The sequence below is a fragment of the Metaplanococcus flavidus genome (genome assembly GCF_042675885.1).
In the GTDB taxonomy this organism is placed as follows: Bacteria; Bacillota; Bacilli; order Bacillales_A; family Planococcaceae; genus Planococcus; species Planococcus flavidus.
The window spans coordinates 121,497-138,878 of record NZ_JBHTKI010000008.1 but is presented as its reverse complement, the minus strand read 5'-3'; the positions used below and the strand labels follow the sequence as shown (position 1 = coordinate 138,878).

The following is a 17,382-nucleotide window of genomic DNA, read 5'->3' as shown; positions in this document are numbered from 1 at the left end:
GAAAGGGAGAAAATTTTTTGTATCAGAGAGGATGTTACGATGTCGAATCACACTGACCAATTAGCAGTAACCACTATTCGCACACTTTCCATAGATGCGATTGAAAAAGCGAACTCAGGCCACCCAGGCTTGCCTATGGGGGCAGCACCAATGGCTTATACATTATGGACTAAACACATGAATCACAACCCAAAAAATCCTGATTGGTTTAACCGTGACCGCTTTGTATTATCTGCAGGGCACGGCTCGATGCTTCTATACAGCTTACTGCATTTGAGCGGATATGGACTTGAACTGGAAGAAATTAAGAATTTCCGCCAGTGGGATTCAAAAACTCCGGGGCATCCGGAATATCACCACACTGTTGGTGTAGAGGCCACTACCGGACCGCTTGGACAGGGAATCGGCATGGCTGTCGGCATGGCGATGGCTGAAAAACATCTTGCGGCAACATACAATAAAGAGAATATGGATGTTGTCGATCACCATACTTTCGCTTTGTGCGGAGATGGGGATTTGATGGAAGGTGTTGCGGGCGAAGCTATTTCCCTTGCAGGCCATTTGAAACTGGACAAACTGGTTATTCTTTATGACAGCAACGATATTTCGCTTGATGGAGATCTCAGCATGAGTTTTTCCGAAGATATCCAAAAGCGCTTCGAATCCTACGGATGGAATTATTTGCGTGTCGACGACGGCAATGAATTGGATGATCTTTCAGCGAAGATTGCAGAAGCAAAATCTTCCACTGACAAACCGACTTTGATCGAAGTGAAGACCGTTATCGGTTATGGCGCACCGAACAAATCCGGTAAAGCGGATGCTCACGGGGCACCTCTTGGGGAAGACGAGATGAAACTGGTCAAAGAGTATTATGAATGGACGTTTGATAAAGATTTCCACGTGCCGGAAGAAGTCTACGAGACATTTAAACAGTCTACGGATGAACTTGGCGGTAAAGCGGAAGCGGAATGGAATAAATTATTCGAGCAATACGAAGGAGAATATCCTGAATTGGCTGAACAGCTGAAAGCTGCAATTCGCGGAGATCTTCCAAAAGACTTCGATGCTGAATTTCCTTCATATGAAGTAGGCAAAAAGCAGGCGACGCGTGCTTCATCTGGTGATATGGTCAACGCAATAGCTAAAACTGTCCCTTCTTTCTTCGGAGGAAGTGCTGACCTTGCAGGTTCAAATAAAACGAACATCAAGGGCGGCGGCGATTTCGACGCTGAAAATGCTGCTGGCCGTAACATTTGGTTCGGTGTACGTGAATTCGCAATGGGGACTGCTTTGAACGGCATGGCGCTGCATGGCGGCTTGCACGTTTTCGGCGGCACGTTCTTCGTATTCAGTGATTATGTCCGTCCTGCAATCCGCTTGGCGGCTCTAATGGGCTTACCGGTTACATTCGTCTTTACGCATGACAGTGTTGCTGTCGGTGAAGATGGTCCAACCCACGAACCTGTTGAACACTTGGCGTCTCTTCGCGCAATGCCGAACTTGAACGTCATCCGTCCAGCAGATGCCAACGAAACGAAACAAGCATGGAAATTGGCATTGACTGCAAAATCACACCCTACTTTACTGGTACTTTCACGCCAGGATCTGCCAGTGCTTGAGCAGACAGGAGAGCTTGCTGAAGCGGGAGTGGAAAAAGGCGCATATGTGGTTTCAGGAGCTGATAACCCACAAGCGATTTTACTTGCTACCGGTTCAGAAGTAAGTTTGGCTGTTGAAGCGCAAAAACAACTGGCTGAAGAAAATATTTCAGTGTCAGTAGTTTCAATGCCATCTTGGGATCGCTTCGAAAAACAGGATAAAGAATATAAGCAATCGGTAATACCGTCAACAGTTAAGAAACGTCTTGCCATTGAGATGGGCTCATCTTTCGGATGGGACCGTTATACAGGTGATGAAGGCGATGTTCTTGCAATTGACCGCTTTGGAGCAAGTGCTCCGGGCCAACGCATTATCGAGGAATTCGGATTCACTCCAGACAATGTGGTTGCAAAAGTGAAAAAATTGATCAACGGGTAATGGATTGCGGGAGCGAAATCGCTCCCGTTTTTCTTTTTTTCTTGTTATGGTCAGAGAGCCTGTTTTATAGTATAATTTTTTTGGTGCACTAATATATTTAAGCAACACGAGGGAGGTAATAAATTTGGATACATGGATCTGGATCGTAATCGTGATTTTCGCTTTGCTCGCAGGTGTTGCTCTTGGATTTTTCATCGCACGCCGCTATATGATGAAGTATCTGCAAGACAATCCACCGATTAACGAAGAAATGCTCCGCATCATGATGATGCAAATGGGACAAAAACCATCTCAGAAAAAAATCAACCAAATGATGGCTCAAATGAATAAAGCGTCAACTAAACCTGAAAAACCGGCTAAAAAAGCCAAAAAATAAAAAGCACTCGAATGAGTGCTTTTTCTATTTCTATATAGTTTACATTACTATATTATGTCAACAGATATTATTGATGAAAGAAAATTAAAAACCGATATTCCGCAAAACAGCTTCGAAGACATTAGCCGAAGCATGCGAGGCTAAGTCTTTGCGACGAAGCAGCGAAGCGATGCAGGAGCACCCGAAGGGACTCGCACTTCGTCGAAGCGAAGTTGGAAAGCCAACTCCGCTTCTGCTCCCCTAGGCGTCTTCGCTGTTTTGCTCCATATCTCAGATTACTTTCTATAAAGGAATACAAGTTTAAGTATGTTGCACGTGAGAAAGTGGACACTGCCATTCTGCACACAACAGAATGAAGCGGCAGGCCGCTCCACGTGGGAAGCGTCCGCCTAGAGCGAAATGATTGGAGAAGTTGTTGGTTTCTCGACATTTAAAGAAAACTTCCTCTTCAGGAAGTTTTTTCTTTTTCACTTTCAGCCCTGTCGATGGGGAGTGAGGCAGTCCGCTCAAGTTCTTCCGCCGCAATAATGCCATGCTCGATAAGAAAGCTTTTTACAGTTTCCGTATATTCTTCTGGATTTTCATTGAAAGATTGGGCGTGGCCACCCTGGTCAAACAATTTCAAGGTTTTTGGACCTTGTTTTAATTGGTGCATTTCGATGCTCATTTCGGGGAGCACGAATTCATCAGGTAAACTATGCACAAACAGAACAGGCTTCTTTATCGATTTAACTGCCTCTCTGGGAGACATTGTGCTGATATGATAACCATCCCTTAACTTCATGAAAAAAGCGGCAAGTTTTAGTGCAAAGGGTGTTTTTAAGGGAGTTGTTGTCTGCATAACATGCAGGACCTGTTCAGATATATCCGAATAACCGCAGTCGGATATATAGAATGCGGCGTCATCCCTCATTCCGGCATAGAGCAAAGTAGTGGCAGCACCCATCGATTCCCCGTGGATGCCGAACACCAAATCCGGGCCCGCATGTTGCTTCAGCTGATCCACCACCGCTTGGAGGTCCAGCTTTTCATAATGCCCAAAGCTGGTCGTTTTGCCACCGGACCCGCCGTGGCGCCGGTGATCATAAACTACAGAATTGAACCCGAGCGACTCAAACATCCTTGCAAACTTAAAAGAATTGACCTTTGTTTCTGTGACTCCATGGCAGATGATGACATATCTTTGGGTGTCATGCGGCTCCAGAAATACCGCATGGACCTGATAGCCGTTTTGGGACTCGATCCAGTGTTCCTGCTTTTTAACATTGGCATACCAGACTTCATCATAGCGTTTGGCTGAGGTTTCGCGCTCCAAAATCAAATCTTCGTCTTTTTTCTTTACGTACATAAGCCGGTTGCTGGCAATGATGCCGGTGATTGCAGCCAGCAAGGTAAAAGTACTTGAAATTGCAGCTGAAATTTGGAGGACGCGTTTTTTCATGTCCGATGCTCCTTTAAAGTCGGTTTTTGTATAAGGTATACATTCCCGTATTAATCGGATTTGACACATGCGGTTCAATTTTTTCTATCGCACTATACAAAAGATTCAGGTCAATGCCCGTTGGTATATCCATCCGGTGCAGCATATTGACAACGTCTTCGGTCGCGACATTGCCGGTTGCGCCCGGGGCGAACGGGCAGCCGCCAAGTCCGCCAGCTGAAGTGTCGAAACGGTCGACGCCAGCCTGCAGCGCGGCAAAAATATTGGCGAGCGCCATTTTTCTGGTGTCATGAAAGTGGGCAGTCAACAGAGTTTCGGGGAATTTTTCTTTCAATTGTTTGAACAGAGTGTAACTCTCTGCAGGATTTGCCATTCCGATGGTATCAGCAACACTCAGTTCATCGACACCCCAGTCGACAAATTGCTGGCATAAATGGATAGTATCTGCCGTTTTTACAGCTCCTTCGAACGGACAGTAAAAAGCTGTTGAAATGCAGGCACGGATAAAAATACCGTCTTCTTTTAATTGGAGTATGAGTGGTTTTAAGGCCGCCATGCTTTCAGCAGTCGTTTTATTGATATTTTTTTTATTGAAAGAATCAGATACTCCGACGAAGACCGCAAGAGCATCCGCACCTGCTTCGCGCGCAGCGCCAATGCCGCGTTCATTCGGTGTCAGGACGAATTGGCGGCCGATCTTATTTGCGCTGGCAACAATTTCTTTGGAATCCGCCATTTGCGGCACCCATTTTGGTGACACGAATGAAGTTAATTCCATTTCTTCAATGCCTGCCTGTTGCAGCGCTTTGATAAACGCCAATTTATCGCCGGTCGAGACCAGGCGCTTTTCATTTTGCAGGCCATCACGCGGTCCAACCTCGATAATCGTTACTGTTTTTGGTAAACTTAACATAGTATCCCCCCCTGCTTCCATTGTATCTATGCGGGGGATAAAAGAGCAACCAGTTTCAATCAAACAAGGGGGAAATGAAAAATGTCACAGGAAATTGTAATCGTAAGTGCAGTGCGAACTGCAGTGGGGTCGTTCCAAGGGAGTCTGAAAGATGTACCCGCCACCCAGTTGGGTGCAATCGTCATAAGGGAAGCGGTCAAACGCGCCGGGTTGAAACCGGAACAGATATCTGAAGTGATTATGGGGAACGTCCTTCAGGCAGGGCTCGGGCAAAACCCGGCGCGCCAGGCAGCAATTAACGCAGGCTTGCCGGAAACGGTGCCATCGATGACCATCAATAAGGTTTGCGGATCCGGTTTGAAATCGATCCATTTGGCTTATCAGGCAATATTCGCAGGAGATGCGGAAATTGTTGTTGCGGGCGGAATGGAGAATATGAGCCGTGCGCCTTACCTGCTGGAAAATGCAAGAGGCGGATTCCGGATGGGAGACCAGAAAGTCATCGACAGTATGGTTGCAGATGGTTTGACTTGCGCCTTCAACGATTATCATATGGGCAACACAGCTGAAAACCTTTGCGATAAATATGGCATTTCAAGAGAAGAACAGGATAAATTTGCCGCACGCTCTCAAGCACGTGCGGCTGCAGCAGTAGAAGAAGGTAAATTCGAGGACGAAATTGTTCCTGTGGAAATTCCACAGCGCAAAGGAGACCCGATTATCTTCTCGGTTGATGAGTACATCAAAGCTTCTTCCACCGAAGAGAAACTTGGTAAACTGCGTCCGGCCTTCAAAAAAGATGGCAGTGTAACCGCAGGCAACGCATCAGGAATCAATGACGGGGCGGCTGCAGTTGTGGTAATGACAAAAGCGAAAGCGGATGAACTCGGCTTGACACCGCTGGTTACGATTGCTGCAAACGGCAACGCCGGGGTGGATCCGGCAATTATGGGCATCGGACCTGTGCAGGCTGTGAAAAACGCATTGGCAAAAGCGGGAATGTCGCTCGAAGACATTGAGCTGATCGAAGCGAATGAAGCATTTGCGGCACAGTCCATTGCGGTCGACCGCGAATTGCAATTCAATCATGACATCCTGAATGTCAACGGCGGAGCGATTGCAATCGGTCATCCGATCGGCGCGAGCGGAACACGCATATTTGTTACATTGCTGCACGAAATGCAGAAACGTGATGCGAAAACAGGTTTAGCGACATTATGCATTGGCGGCGGCCAAGGTGTCGCAACAATCGTAAAACGTGCGTAAGGAGCGGGTTCAAGTGGCAAGAAAAGAAGAGAAAAACAATAGTTTATTCAATGAAGACGTTCTGGCAAAATTGAAAGACACCAAAAAAGCGTTGCAGGCTGAAGAGCAGCAACAACGTGAAGAAGCAGAAGCAAAACGGATTTTTGATCGCAAACAGCGTGAAAAGAATATGTCTTTTGCTGAACTTCTGGATAAACACGGTGATCAGGGCGGTAAGTTTTAAAGTTGTAATGTACCGGATGGGCAATTTTGGACATCCGGTATTTTTATTGGCGAAAAAAAATTAATGCGGCGTTGAATATTGTTTTTGACTTGTGATGAAGATTACGTTACATTGTTAATTGGCGAACGATTGCCGGTGAATTAAAATATAATGTTCGTATATAGGAGTGTAAATGATGGAAAGTGTATTTGATTACGAAGATATTCAATTGGTTCCTGCAAAAGCGATAGTAAACAGCCGTTCTGAATGTGACACATCAGTGGAATTTGGCAGACGCAGATTCAAGCTGCCGGTAGTCCCGGCAAACATGCAAACGATCATCGATGAAACGACAGCGATTTATCTTGCGGAAAATGATTATTTCTATATTCTTCACAGATTCAAACCGGAGCAGCGCATTGATTTCATTAAAGATATGCAAAGCCGTGGCTTGTATGCTTCCATCAGCGTTGGGGTAAAAGATGAGGAATATACCTTTGTAAACCAGTTGGCAGAAGAAGGGCTGACACCTGAATATATGACAATCGACGTGGCGCATGGCCATTCCGATGCAGTCATCAGTATGATTAAGCACATCAAGAAATTGGTGCCGGGAAGCTTCCTGATAGCCGGCAACGTCGGAACGCCTGAGGCTGTCAGAGAATTGGAACATGCCGGGGCCGATGCCACAAAAGTGGGTATTGGGCCAGGGAAAGTGTGCATCACCAAAATCAAGACCGGTTTCGGTACAGGAGGCTGGCAGCTGGCTGCTGTGAGGTTGTGTTCAAAAGCAGCGAGCAAGCCGATTATTGCTGACGGTGGAATCCGGACACACGGCGATATCGCAAAATCTGTACGTTTTGGTGCGTCGATGGTTATGATCGGTTCCTTATTTGCAGGACACGAAGAATCTCCAGGCGAAACAGTGGAGCGGGATGGCATCTTGTATAAAGAGTATTTCGGATCGGCTTCTGAATTTCAAAAAGGTGAAAAGAAAAACGTTGAAGGCAAAAAGATGTTCGTCGAATACAGAGGGGCATTGCAGGATACATTGACTGAAATGGAACAGGATCTGCAATCCTCGATTTCGTATGCAGGCGGCGATAAATTGGAAGCCATCCGTTATGTTGATTATGTGGTTGTGAAAAATTCAATTTTTAATGGCGATAAGGTCTATTGAGCAACTTTCCAGTCCGACCAGACGGGCACTAAGATATAAAAGAGCCGGCACAGAAAGCGCGTTGATGCGCTTCCTGTGCCGGCTTTAATTTTGGCAGCTATTTCTTTCTGTTTAGAGGAAGAAGTGGCTCCGGGTTATTCCTTGCTGGAACCATTCAAACTATAACGAACCGTTTCCTTATCGGAATCGGTTGGAAGCTGGAAGTCATGGCTGTATTTTTCGTGGCCTTTGCCGGTAATGACAATCCAGTCGCCTGCAGAACTTTGGCTGATGGCTTGCTGTATGGCTACTGTCCTGTCCATCAATACGCTGCCTTTATTATTGCCATATTGTTCAACGAAATCAGAAGACATTTTCTGCATCTCTTGGGCTGATACCGAATTCAGGTCATCAGTCGTGATGATAAACCGGTCACTGATCCGGGAAGTGATTTCGATCATTTCTTTCCGCTTGGTGGTGTCACGATCTCCGCGGAAACCAAATATATGGACAATCCGTTTTGCGCCGGATTCTTTTGCCGTCGTCAGGCAGTGGTAAACCGCATCGGGGGTGTGGGCATAATCGACAATCACAACGGCGCCGGTTGATGTTTTAGAAGTTTCAAATCTTCCTTCTACTCCCTCAAAATTGGCAATGGTGCGATGAATGGCATCTTTAGGAACGCCGAGGGTTAAGGCGGATGCGTAAGCCATCATGGAATTATAGATATTGTGTATGCCTGCCATCGGAGACAGGAGGATGGTTTCGTGCGGGTCTCTAAAATGGACAGCAGAATGCGCCATATCAATGGAAGCAATTTGCAGTGAACTTTCAGGGCGACGCCCAATGCTGCAGACATTTACTCCTTTTTCCAACAGTTTGTGATTGAGTTTTTCGCCCCATTGGTCATCAATATTGATAATCGCTGTACCGCCTGGCTTTAAATGATCGAATAGCACTGATTTGGCTTCAAAATAATTATCCATTGAACCGTGATAGTCGAGATGCTCATGATGCAGATTGGTGAACAGGCAGAGATCAAATTCGATGCCTTCGATTCTATGCTGTGTAAGTCCGTGCGACGATACTTCCATGACTACTGCCTCGTCATTGCTGAGTGCCAGTAATTGTTCCAGAATAAGTGAGCTGGGAGTTGTGTTGGCGGACTTGATGGATGCATTGTTCACGATATTCTGAATGGTACCCATAACTGAACAGGAGATTCCATTTTGTTCCAGCAGGTGCTTGATCAAATAACTTGTGGTAGTTTTGCCGTTGGTTCCGGTTATCCCAATCATAATCTTACGGCTGGCAGGATCTCTGTAGAAATTCTTTGCCATGACGCCCAGGGCAATCCGCGTATTGGAAACTTGCAGGTAGGGTACAGAGAGGTCTGTTATGTCCTGTTCGCCGACAATTGCTGCAGCACCTTGTTGGATGGCGTGCTGGATATGTTTATGGCCATCTTCTTTAAAGCCCTTGATGGCAACGAAAAGAAACCCCTCATTGACCTCCTGGGAGCTATCAGCCAAGCCATGGATAGGCAGGTCATATATATAGTTGTCTATGTTGTTCAGGAGGGTGACTCCTTTTAGCAATTCGTTAAGTTTCATTATATATGCGGACCTTTCTATCAGTGATTTTTTATTCCCCAGCAAAGTTAGAGGAGCTGAAAAGTAAAACCGGTATGTAGTGGGAATATGAGCCAAAATGAAATAATTAATCCTGTAACAATTACAACACGCATCCGGTTGGAAACCAAGTAACTTTAGAACTAGTACTTTCTTATTTATCAGATAATTCCTACTATTTAGTCTATTATAGAAGAGCACTTAATTCAACAAAAAGGATAGCGATATTCCAGCTTGTTGAGAAAGTAAAAATGAAAATCGATATTCCGCAAAACAGCTTCGAAGGCAGTATCCGACCCCTGCGAGGATATTGCCTTTGCGACGAAGTGCGTAGCACTGCAGGAGCACGATTTTAAGGCTGCTCCTGTCTCTGCATCGCTACGCTAGCTTCGAGACATGAAAGGGCGTTGCATCGCTGCGCTAGCTTCGTCGCAAAGACTCGGCCGAACTACCTTCGGCCAACTCTTGGCTCGCGCTGAGCTAACTCGGTCTCGTTTCACTTCGTCCGAGTGGATCTTGCACTTCGTCGGCATTCGCCTGCTCCCCTGGGCGTCTTCGCTTTTTTGCTCCATATCTCAGATTGCTTTCTCTAAAAGCATACACTTTTAAGTCAGTTTCAAGAAACAAGTATTCCGATTTCACCTTGAACCCGAGTAAAGCGCCCGTCTAAAGCGAAATGATTTGAGAAATGGACAGTTTCTCGACAGCCTGGATATTCCATTTTTCAAAGTTCAGAAAATCAAAAGGAACTGCAATCGCAGTTCCTCACTTTAATCACGATGCTGCGTATAGTTGGATTGTTTAGTAAGTTTTTTTGCTGCAGCGATCTGGTCTGTTGAAATTTCTGTATGATAGGCGGCCACAGTTTGCTGGATCTGGGCAGCAGAACTCGCACCGGCCACTACCGAAGCGACAGTGTTGTGCTGCAAAACAGAATGAATGGCCAGCGCATTTAAATTGTCTTCAATTTTCATTAATTCAGTCAGCACTTTTTCGAGTTCATCTGCATTGTAATCCATATAACCGTCATTATTTTTTAATCGTTCAAGTCCTTCGGTCGTCAATAGACCTTTTGCGAAAGTTCCGCGGGTCACGACAGATCTTCCAGCATCGCCGATTTTGTCGAGAAATTCTTCGGGCCTGCGGTCAAGGAGGCTGTATTGCATCATCACAGAAGCGATGTCGCTGTTTGCCAGATAGCGGTTGATGACGTTCGGCCTGATGGAAGAAATGCCGTATTCGCGAATCAGGCCTTCTTTTTTCAGGGATTCAAATGCATCGATCGTTTCTTCGGAGGAGTCAGTAATCATCCCGCCGTGAAGTTGATACAAGTCAATCCAATCGGTGTCCAATCTTTTAAGGCTTTGGTGTACTTGAGATTTGATATAGGACTTTGATGGATTCCATTGAACTTCATCTGAATCGTGACGCCACTCATTGCCCACTTTTGTCGCTAAAATGATTTCGTTGCGACGTTCTCCGATGGCATTTCCGACGATTTCTTCGTTTTTCCCTTTGCCGTATAGGTCAGCTGTATCGAAATAATTGATGCCGCCATCAAGGGCACTATCAACAATGATCCTTGCTTCATTTTCATTATTTGGCAAAGACATGCAGCCGAGGGCAATTTCACTGACTTCGAGAATACTGTTGCCTAATTGATTGCGTTTCATCGTTTCACCTCATTTTAGAATACTATTCTTCTTATGTTATACTTTGCGATAGAAAAATCACAAATGAAAAGAGGCTCATTATGAAAAAGTTTGAAGAAAAAACAATCCGTTCTGAACGGATATATGAAGGGAAAATCATCAATTTGAAAGTGGACGAAGTGAATTTGCCCAACGGAAAGACGTCCAAGCGCGAATTGATAGAACACCCGGGAGCTGTAGCCATTCTGGCATTCACCCCAGAAAACAAAATAATCATGGTGGAACAATACCGTAAAGCCCTTGAACGCTCGATTATTGAAGTGCCGGCAGGAAAACTTGAAAAAGGGGAGTCTCCTGAAACGACAGCGATGCGTGAACTCGAAGAGGAAACCGGTTATTCGGCTGATTCACTTGAATTGATCCAGTCATTTTCCACTTCCCCCGGTTTTGCTGACGAAGTGGTACATCTGTTTTTTGCAGAAGGATTAAGGAAAGCTGAATCGGGCGCAGTCACGGATGAAGATGAATTCGTTGAACTGATGGAAGTGACGGTGGAAGAAGCTGAGGAAATGATGCGGGACAACCGTATATTTGATGCAAAAACAGCTTTTGCTGTGCTGTGGGCAAAACAACGATTATCAATTGAGAATTAGAAGGATTTGTACATGATAATCATTATAATTAAAAGACTGCTTGCATCCTTGTAATTGAGAACGCACCTTTGATATAATGAAGACAGTTTGAGGGAGGGCGTCGCATGGAAACCAGGATTGATCGGATCAAAAAGCAATTACACGCTGCGAGCTATAAATTGACGCCACAGCGCGAAGCGACAGTTCGAATATTGCTAGACCATGAAGAGGACCATCTCAGTGCTGAAGACGTCTATCTATTAGTAAAGGATATCGCACCGGAAATCGGGCTGGCTACTGTTTATCGGACTCTGGAGCTATTAACTGAATTAAAAATTGTTGATAAAATAAATTTCGGTGATGGAGTTTCCCGCTACGACCTTCGACAAGAAGGCGCAGCACATTTCCATCATCACCTTGTCTGTCTGGAATGCGGGGCAGTGGATGAAATACAGGAAGATTTGCTTGAAGATGTCGAAAATGTTGTAGAAAAACGCTGGAACTTTCAAATTAAAGACCACCGCCTTACATTCCATGGCATTTGTTGGCGCTGCCATGACCGCAGCACACAGGATGATCTATCAGAAAACCGAGGCGATAGTGAGTAACGGCCAGTAATGGCCGTTTTTTTAATTTAAAGATCACTTCAGTAATAAAAGTTCAAGGAGGCGGAGAAAATGAAATACGCAAAAGATGCGCTGGATGATTATTTGCAGTTTCTCAGGGTGGAAAGGCAGCTTGCGGCCAATACATTATTGTCGTATGAGCGCGATCTGAAGAGTTATGTACAGTATTTGAAAGAAGTGGAACAATTGGAATCGCTGCGAAACGTAGAACGCATACATATTCTTAATCACCTCAGCCATCTGAAAGAAACTACAATGTCATCGAGGACAGTGGCAAGGCATATTTCATCGATCCGCTCTTTTCACCAATTTCTGATCAGAGAGCGGATTGTGGATAAGGATCCGACGGTTCATCTGGAGATGCCGCAAATGGATAAAAAATTGCCGAATGTACTGTCGATTGAAGAAGTTGAGGCTTTGATAGAAGTCCCTGACACCTCCAAAGCGAATGGCAAGAGAGATCAGGCGATGCTTGAATTATTATATGCCAGTGGGATGCGTGTCAGTGAATGTATCAGCCTGGATATGGAAGACGTAAATTTGACGATGGGCTTTGTGCGCTGTTTCGGAAAAGGCGGAAAAGAACGCATAATCCCTTTGGGCAAATCAGCACTCGCCGCCTGCAGGGACTATATATCGGATGCCCGTGGCGATCTGGCAAAGCCCGGTATTACGACAGATGCTTTATTCATCAATCAAAGGGGTAAAAGACTTACTAGGCAGGGATTCTGGAAATTGTTGAAGCAGCATGCACAGAAAGCCGGAATTCAAAAAGAATTGACACCTCATACTTTGCGCCATTCTTTTGCCACACATCTGATTGAAAACGGGGCAGATCTTCGGGCAGTGCAGGAAATGCTGGGCCATGCGGATATTTCAACCACGCAAATTTATACCCATGTCAGCAAAACCCGGTTAAAAGATGTCTATTCTCAGTTCCATCCCAGAGCCTGACAAAGGTCAGACATCTGACATTTTAAAAATATATGTTAAAATAATCATGTAAATGAGGAGGATGTTAAATGACAATTAAAAACTTCAATCGCATTCATCTAGTAGTATTGGATTCTTTAGGCATTGGCGAAGCGCCGGATGCGGAAGCTTTCGGTGACGTTGGATCTGACACCCTTGGCCATATCGCTGAAGCGGTTGGCGGCCTATCTATGCCGAATATGAAAAAGTTGGGACTCGGTAACATCAAGTCTGTGCAAGGAATTTCTCCTGTAACGACTCCTGAAGCTTATTATGGCCGTTTGCAGGAAGCTTCTGTCGGCAAGGATACGATGACGGGACACTGGGAAATAATGGGCCTTAATATCGATACGCCGTTCAAAGTGTATCCGGATGGATTTCCGCCAGAATTGATTGCTCAGCTTGAGGAAAAAACCGGCCGCAAAGTGATCGGCAACAAGCCAGCCAGCGGCACAGAAATTCTGGATGAGCTCGGAGAACAGCATATGGAAACAGGAGCAATCATCGTCTATACATCCGCTGATCCGGTTCTTCAGATTGCAGCGCATGAGGAAATCGTGCCGCTTGAAGAATTATATGAAATTTGTGAAATTGCGCGGGAGTTGACCTTATCTCCCGAATTTTTGGTTGGCCGTGTAATCGCCCGCCCTTTCCTTGGTGAAAAAGGCGCATTCAAACGGACAACAAACCGGCATGATTATGCCCTGGCACCATTTAGCCGTACAGTTATGAATGAACTGAAAGACAATGGCAAAGATGTCGTTGCTATCGGAAAAATCGATGATATATACAACGGTGCAGGCGTAACAAAAGCAGTGCGCACGAAAGACAACACGGATGGCATGGATAAATTGGCTGCAGTAGCTGGCGAAGAATTTAACGGTCTCAGCTTTTTGAACCTGGTGGACTTCGATGCGCTGTTCGGCCATCGCCGTGATCCCCACGGATACGGAGCGGCACTTGAGGAATTCGACCGCCGATTGCCGGAAGTGCTCGAAAAGATGGACAGTGACGATCTTTTGATCATCACGGCTGACCATGGCAACGATCCGACATTCCCGGGCACGGACCACACACGTGAATTCGTCCCGTTGCTTGCCTATTCCCCTCGCTTTGAAGCAGGGAAAGAACTGGGTCTTGGTTCAACATTTGCCGACATCGGTGCGACAATAGCAGAAAACTTCTCGGTGCCAATGCCGAAATTCGGCACGAGTTTCCTATCAAAATTAAAATAAAAAGGCGGTTGACCTTCATGAGAATGGTAGATTTGATTGAAAAGAAAAGAGACGGTTTTGAACTTTCTACAGAAGAAATCCAATATATCGTAACGGGCTATACGGCAGGGAATATCGATGATTATCAGATGAGCGCTTTTCTGATGGCAATCTATTTCCAGAACATGACGGACCGTGAACGCGCAGACCTGACACTGGCCATGGCGGCTTCAGGAGATCAGATTGACCTCTCCGCTATTGACGGCATCAAAGTGGACAAGCATTCTACTGGCGGTGTAGGCGATACGACAACCTTGGTACTTGGACCATTGGTTGCGGCATGCGGAGTGCCTGTTGCAAAAATGAGCGGACGTGGCCTTGGGCATACTGGGGGCACGATCGATAAACTGGAAGCGATTGAAGGCTTCCATGTGGAATTATCCACCGAAGATTTTATCAAACAGGTCAATGATATCAAGGTTGCGGTCATCGGCCAAAGCGGCAATTTGACTCCGGCTGATAAAAAGTTGTACGCATTAAGAGACGTTACAGCAACTGTCAACAGCATTCCGTTGATCGCAAGCTCAATCATGAGCAAGAAGATAGCCGCTGGAGCAGATGCCATCGTTCTCGATGTGAAAACCGGCGAAGGTGCATTCATGAAAACGGCTGAAGATGCGGAAGAGCTGGCGCACGCTATGGTCGGCATAGGAAATGCCACAGGGCGCAAAACAATGGCGATCATTTCCGACATGAGCCAGCCTCTCGGCTTTGCAATCGGCAATGCGCTGGAAGTGAAGGAAGCCATCGAAACTTTGCAGGGGAATGGACCTGAAGACCTGACGGAACTTTGCCTCGTGCTTGGCAGCCAGATGGTTGTTGTAGGCGGAGGAGCAGACAACCTTGACGAGGCGCGGAAAATGCTTGAAGAAGTGATCGATAACGGAAAAGCATTGGAAGTTTTCCGCCAGTTTATCGCAGCCCAAGGCGGCAAACCTGCCGTCGTGGACGATGTCAGCCTGCTGCCTCAAGCAAAATTCATAAAAGAAGTCCCTTCACAAAAAGAGGGGTATATTTCCTTTATGGAAGCGGATGAAATCGGTACTGCGGCAATGGTTCTCGGAGCCGGCAGAGCGACAAAGGATTCTGAAATCGATCTGGCCGTCGGCATCGTCCTCCATAAAAAAGTAGGAGACTTCGTGAAAAAAGGCGAATCCATCGCAACTGTCTATTCAAATACAGAGGACCTCGCGCAATGTACGGAGATGTTATATAATAGTATAGAATTCAAAGATGAACCGGTTGAAAAGATTCAGCTGATTTCAAAATTGATTACAGACTAACAGAATCTTGCCGGATTTTCCGGCAAGATTTTTCAAATTCTCATTTCAGGAGGGCGATTATGCATTTATACGGTACTCAAACCATTGACGGACAAGGCCATTTAACTATCGGAGGGGTTGATTCGGTAGATCTGGCCAAACAATATGGAACTCCACTTTTTGTTTATGATATCCAATTATTCCGTGACCGGGCATGGGCGTTTCAGCAAACATTTGAAGACGCAGGAATCGGTTACCAGGTGGCTTATGCCAGCAAAGCCTTTTCGAGCATTGCCATCTACCAGGTGGCTTCGCAGGAGAATCTGTCTCTTGACGTGGTGTCGGGCGGAGAACTGTACACGGCCATCAAAGCCGGCTTTCCGAAAGAAAAAATCCATTTCCACGGCAATAATAAAAGCCTGGATGAACTCCGGATGGCTTTTGATGAACAAATCGGATGCATCGTCGTTGATAATTTCCATGAAATCGCACAATTGAAATTGCTTTCTGAACAACTGGCGAAGCCGATGAACATTCTGTTGCGCGTTACACCAGGCATCGAAGCTCATACACATGATTATATTACGACGGGCCAGGAAGATTCGAAGTTTGGTTTTGATTTGAATAACGGCCAGGCGGATCTGGCATTCAAGGAAACATATCAGCATGAATACCTGGCGGTGCTCGGGCTTCATTGCCATATCGGATCACAGATTTTCGATACGGCTGCCTTCCGGATGGCGGCTGAAAAACTGGTTGCCAAAATGGCCGGCTGGCAGGAGGAATTCGGTTATCGCTGCACAGTGCTGAACCTCGGTGGCGGATTTGGTATACGCTATACAGAGGAAGACCAGCCGCTTGAACCAGCAGAATATGTCAAAGAAATGATTGGAACTGTCAAAGAGGTTTCAGTGAACTCCGGTTTTACAGTACCTGAAATATGGATTGAGCCCGGCCGTTCATTGGTAGGAGATGCGGGCACGACGCTTTATACAGTCGGTTCGATGAAAGAAGTGCCGAATGTGCGGAAATACATTGCGGTTGACGGGGGCATGTCGGATAACATCCGGCCGGCTCTATACGGAGCTGCCTACAGCTCGGCAATTGCCAACAAAGCAGGACATGCATTGACCGAAACCTATACGGTGGCAGGAAAATGCTGTGAATCGGGCGACAAGCTGATTGAACGGGCAGAATTGCCGCAAGCTGAATCTGGAGACATTTTGGCTGTATTCTGTACAGGGGCTTACGGCTATTCGATGGCGAGCAACTACAACCGCTTAGCCCGGCCGGCAGTGGTCTTTGCAGAAAACGGTGAACACCAGCTGGCAGTCAGACGTGAAACGCATGAAGATATCGTCCGGCTCGATTTGGATTACGGAATAAAGGCGGGGCATGAATGAATAAAAATAACCTGATTCTACTGCTCATTCTTTTGTTGTTGGCACTCGGATGGGGCCTGGTCTACTGGTTATTCTTTGCCGATCAGGTGGGATGACTTCACACCAGCTTGAGTTATTGATCGATATATAGTAGGATAAGTTAAGTTGTTTCAAGTAGAAAACGAGGGATTATTATGTTATTCAGATACAAAAAATCATTCGAGAAAATTGCGATGGGCTTGATGTCGTTCATGCCAAAAGAGCGTGAACTGAAAAAGTTGCAGCAGACCATGCATATATATGAAGAAAATCCGAATTGGCAATTATACCTTTGGAAAAAAGACGAGGACTTTGTCGGGTTGCTGGGTGTAGAAGTGGCTGAGGACCGATTCACTATACACCACATTTCCGTCAACCCTTCTCATCGGGGAGAAGGAATCGGACACGCGATGGTCGATAAAATCCAGCAGATTATGCAGGACAAAGAAATGCTGTCGACCAAAGAGACTGAAGCTTTCCTTACAAAATGTCCACAGAAAAAAGGCGAACTTTAA

General features: G+C 45.9%; 16 protein-coding genes. 12 read left to right on the top strand and 4 right to left on the bottom strand.

The genetic code is table 11. The features are described 5' to 3' along the window. Positions 1-39: 39 nt before the first annotated feature. Positions 40-2,040 (top strand): transketolase, encoded by a 2,001-nt coding sequence (gene tkt / locus ACFQ1X_RS05690; protein WP_144837157.1) that lies wholly within the window; start codon positions 40-42, stop codon positions 2,038-2,040. A 124-nt stretch (positions 2,041-2,164) separates the two neighbouring features. Next, the gene (locus tag ACFQ1X_RS05685; protein WP_144837154.1) at positions 2,165-2,416 is read left to right on the top strand and encodes a YneF family protein; all 252 of its coding nucleotides are present in this window, start codon (positions 2,165-2,167) and stop codon (positions 2,414-2,416) included. Positions 2,417-2,864: 448 nt separating this feature from the next. Here the strand turns inward: ACFQ1X_RS05685 and ACFQ1X_RS05680 are convergent, their stop codons facing one another. Next, positions 2,865-3,857: an alpha/beta hydrolase gene (locus ACFQ1X_RS05680; RefSeq protein WP_144837151.1), complete on the bottom strand. Its 993-nt coding sequence runs from the start codon at positions 3,855-3,857 to the stop codon at positions 2,865-2,867. Positions 3,858-3,870: 13 nt separating this feature from the next. Next, on the bottom strand, positions 3,871-4,770 hold the full coding sequence (locus ACFQ1X_RS05675; RefSeq protein WP_144837149.1) for a hydroxymethylglutaryl-CoA lyase: 900 nt from the start codon (positions 4,768-4,770) through the stop codon (positions 3,871-3,873). An 81-nt stretch (positions 4,771-4,851) separates the two neighbouring features. Here ACFQ1X_RS05675 and ACFQ1X_RS05670 point away from each other — a divergent pair, with 81 nt between their 5' ends. The 3 genes from ACFQ1X_RS05670 (at position 4,852) to guaC (ending at position 7,418) form a co-directional block, all read left to right on the top strand. Next, a complete protein-coding gene (locus tag ACFQ1X_RS05670; RefSeq protein ID WP_144837146.1) occupies positions 4,852-6,036 on the top strand; it encodes an acetyl-CoA C-acetyltransferase in 1,185 nt (394 codons plus the stop codon). Between the two features lie 13 nt (positions 6,037-6,049). Continuing rightward, positions 6,050-6,259, top strand: a complete 210-nt coding sequence (locus ACFQ1X_RS05665) for a DUF3886 domain-containing protein (protein ID WP_144837143.1) — start codon at positions 6,050-6,052, stop codon at positions 6,257-6,259. Between the two features lie 175 nt (positions 6,260-6,434). Continuing rightward, complete coding sequence (gene guaC, locus ACFQ1X_RS05660; RefSeq protein ID WP_144837139.1) at positions 6,435-7,418, top strand: GMP reductase; 984 nt, start codon at positions 6,435-6,437, stop codon at positions 7,416-7,418. A 134-nt stretch (positions 7,419-7,552) separates the two neighbouring features. Here guaC and ACFQ1X_RS05655 read toward each other — a convergent pair whose 3' ends face one another. Further along, complete coding sequence (locus ACFQ1X_RS05655; RefSeq protein WP_144837136.1) at positions 7,553-9,010, bottom strand: UDP-N-acetylmuramoyl-L-alanyl-D-glutamate--2,6-diaminopimelate ligase; 1,458 nt, start codon at positions 9,008-9,010, stop codon at positions 7,553-7,555. Between the two features lie 788 nt (positions 9,011-9,798). After that, positions 9,799-10,701 (bottom strand): aldo/keto reductase, encoded by a 903-nt coding sequence (locus ACFQ1X_RS05650; protein ID WP_144837133.1) that lies wholly within the window; start codon positions 10,699-10,701, stop codon positions 9,799-9,801. 80 nt (positions 10,702-10,781) lie between these two features. Between ACFQ1X_RS05650 and ACFQ1X_RS05645 the strand changes: the two genes are divergently transcribed. From ACFQ1X_RS05645 to ACFQ1X_RS05615, 7 genes are all read left to right on the top strand, one after another. Next, on the top strand, positions 10,782-11,333 hold the full coding sequence (locus tag ACFQ1X_RS05645) for an NUDIX hydrolase (protein ID WP_144837130.1): 552 nt from the start codon (positions 10,782-10,784) through the stop codon (positions 11,331-11,333). A gap of 104 nt (positions 11,334-11,437) precedes the next feature. Next, the gene (fur, locus tag ACFQ1X_RS05640; RefSeq protein WP_144837119.1) at positions 11,438-11,920 is read left to right on the top strand and encodes a ferric iron uptake transcriptional regulator; all 483 of its coding nucleotides are present in this window, start codon (positions 11,438-11,440) and stop codon (positions 11,918-11,920) included. A 69-nt stretch (positions 11,921-11,989) separates the two neighbouring features. Continuing rightward, the gene (xerD, locus tag ACFQ1X_RS05635; protein ID WP_144837116.1) at positions 11,990-12,892 is read left to right on the top strand and encodes a site-specific tyrosine recombinase XerD; all 903 of its coding nucleotides are present in this window, start codon (positions 11,990-11,992) and stop codon (positions 12,890-12,892) included. Positions 12,893-12,960: 68 nt separating this feature from the next. Then, positions 12,961-14,145: a phosphopentomutase gene (gene deoB / locus ACFQ1X_RS05630; RefSeq protein WP_379081706.1), complete on the top strand. Its 1,185-nt coding sequence runs from the start codon at positions 12,961-12,963 to the stop codon at positions 14,143-14,145. Positions 14,146-14,162: 17 nt separating this feature from the next. Next, positions 14,163-15,467 carry a pyrimidine-nucleoside phosphorylase gene (locus ACFQ1X_RS05625; RefSeq protein WP_144837113.1) on the top strand — a complete coding sequence of 435 codons (1,305 nt, stop codon included), beginning with the start codon at positions 14,163-14,165 and terminating at the stop codon, positions 15,465-15,467. A 59-nt stretch (positions 15,468-15,526) separates the two neighbouring features. After that, a complete protein-coding gene (gene lysA / locus ACFQ1X_RS05620; RefSeq protein WP_144837110.1) occupies positions 15,527-16,849 on the top strand; it encodes a diaminopimelate decarboxylase in 1,323 nt (440 codons plus the stop codon). Positions 16,850-17,022: 173 nt separating this feature from the next. Continuing rightward, positions 17,023-17,382 carry a GNAT family N-acetyltransferase gene (locus tag ACFQ1X_RS05615; protein ID WP_144837107.1) on the top strand — a complete coding sequence of 120 codons (360 nt, stop codon included), beginning with the start codon at positions 17,023-17,025 and terminating at the stop codon, positions 17,380-17,382.

Coding starts and splice junctions, on each gene's coding strand:
- ACFQ1X_RS05645 (WP_144837130.1), top strand. CDS start 10,782: ATGAAAAAGTTTGAAGAAAAAACAATCCGTTCTGAACGGATATATGAA.
- lysA (WP_144837110.1), top strand. CDS start 15,527: ATGCATTTATACGGTACTCAAACCATTGACGGACAAGGCCATTTAACT.
- ACFQ1X_RS05625 (WP_144837113.1), top strand. CDS start 14,163: ATGAGAATGGTAGATTTGATTGAAAAGAAAAGAGACGGTTTTGAACTT.
- fur (WP_144837119.1), top strand. CDS start 11,438: ATGGAAACCAGGATTGATCGGATCAAAAAGCAATTACACGCTGCGAGC.
- guaC (WP_144837139.1), top strand. CDS start 6,435: ATGGAAAGTGTATTTGATTACGAAGATATTCAATTGGTTCCTGCAAAA.
- tkt (WP_144837157.1), top strand. CDS start 40: ATGTCGAATCACACTGACCAATTAGCAGTAACCACTATTCGCACACTT.
- ACFQ1X_RS05680 (WP_144837151.1), bottom strand. CDS start 3,857: ATGAAAAAACGCGTCCTCCAAATTTCAGCTGCAATTTCAAGTACTTTT.
- ACFQ1X_RS05655 (WP_144837136.1), bottom strand. CDS start 9,010: ATGAAACTTAACGAATTGCTAAAAGGAGTCACCCTCCTGAACAACATA.
- ACFQ1X_RS05650 (WP_144837133.1), bottom strand. CDS start 10,701: ATGAAACGCAATCAATTAGGCAACAGTATTCTCGAAGTCAGTGAAATT.
- deoB (WP_379081706.1), top strand. CDS start 12,961: ATGACAATTAAAAACTTCAATCGCATTCATCTAGTAGTATTGGATTCT.
- ACFQ1X_RS05615 (WP_144837107.1), top strand. CDS start 17,023: ATGTTATTCAGATACAAAAAATCATTCGAGAAAATTGCGATGGGCTTG.
- ACFQ1X_RS05675 (WP_144837149.1), bottom strand. CDS start 4,770: ATGTTAAGTTTACCAAAAACAGTAACGATTATCGAGGTTGGACCGCGT.
- xerD (WP_144837116.1), top strand. CDS start 11,990: ATGAAATACGCAAAAGATGCGCTGGATGATTATTTGCAGTTTCTCAGG.
- ACFQ1X_RS05670 (WP_144837146.1), top strand. CDS start 4,852: ATGTCACAGGAAATTGTAATCGTAAGTGCAGTGCGAACTGCAGTGGGG.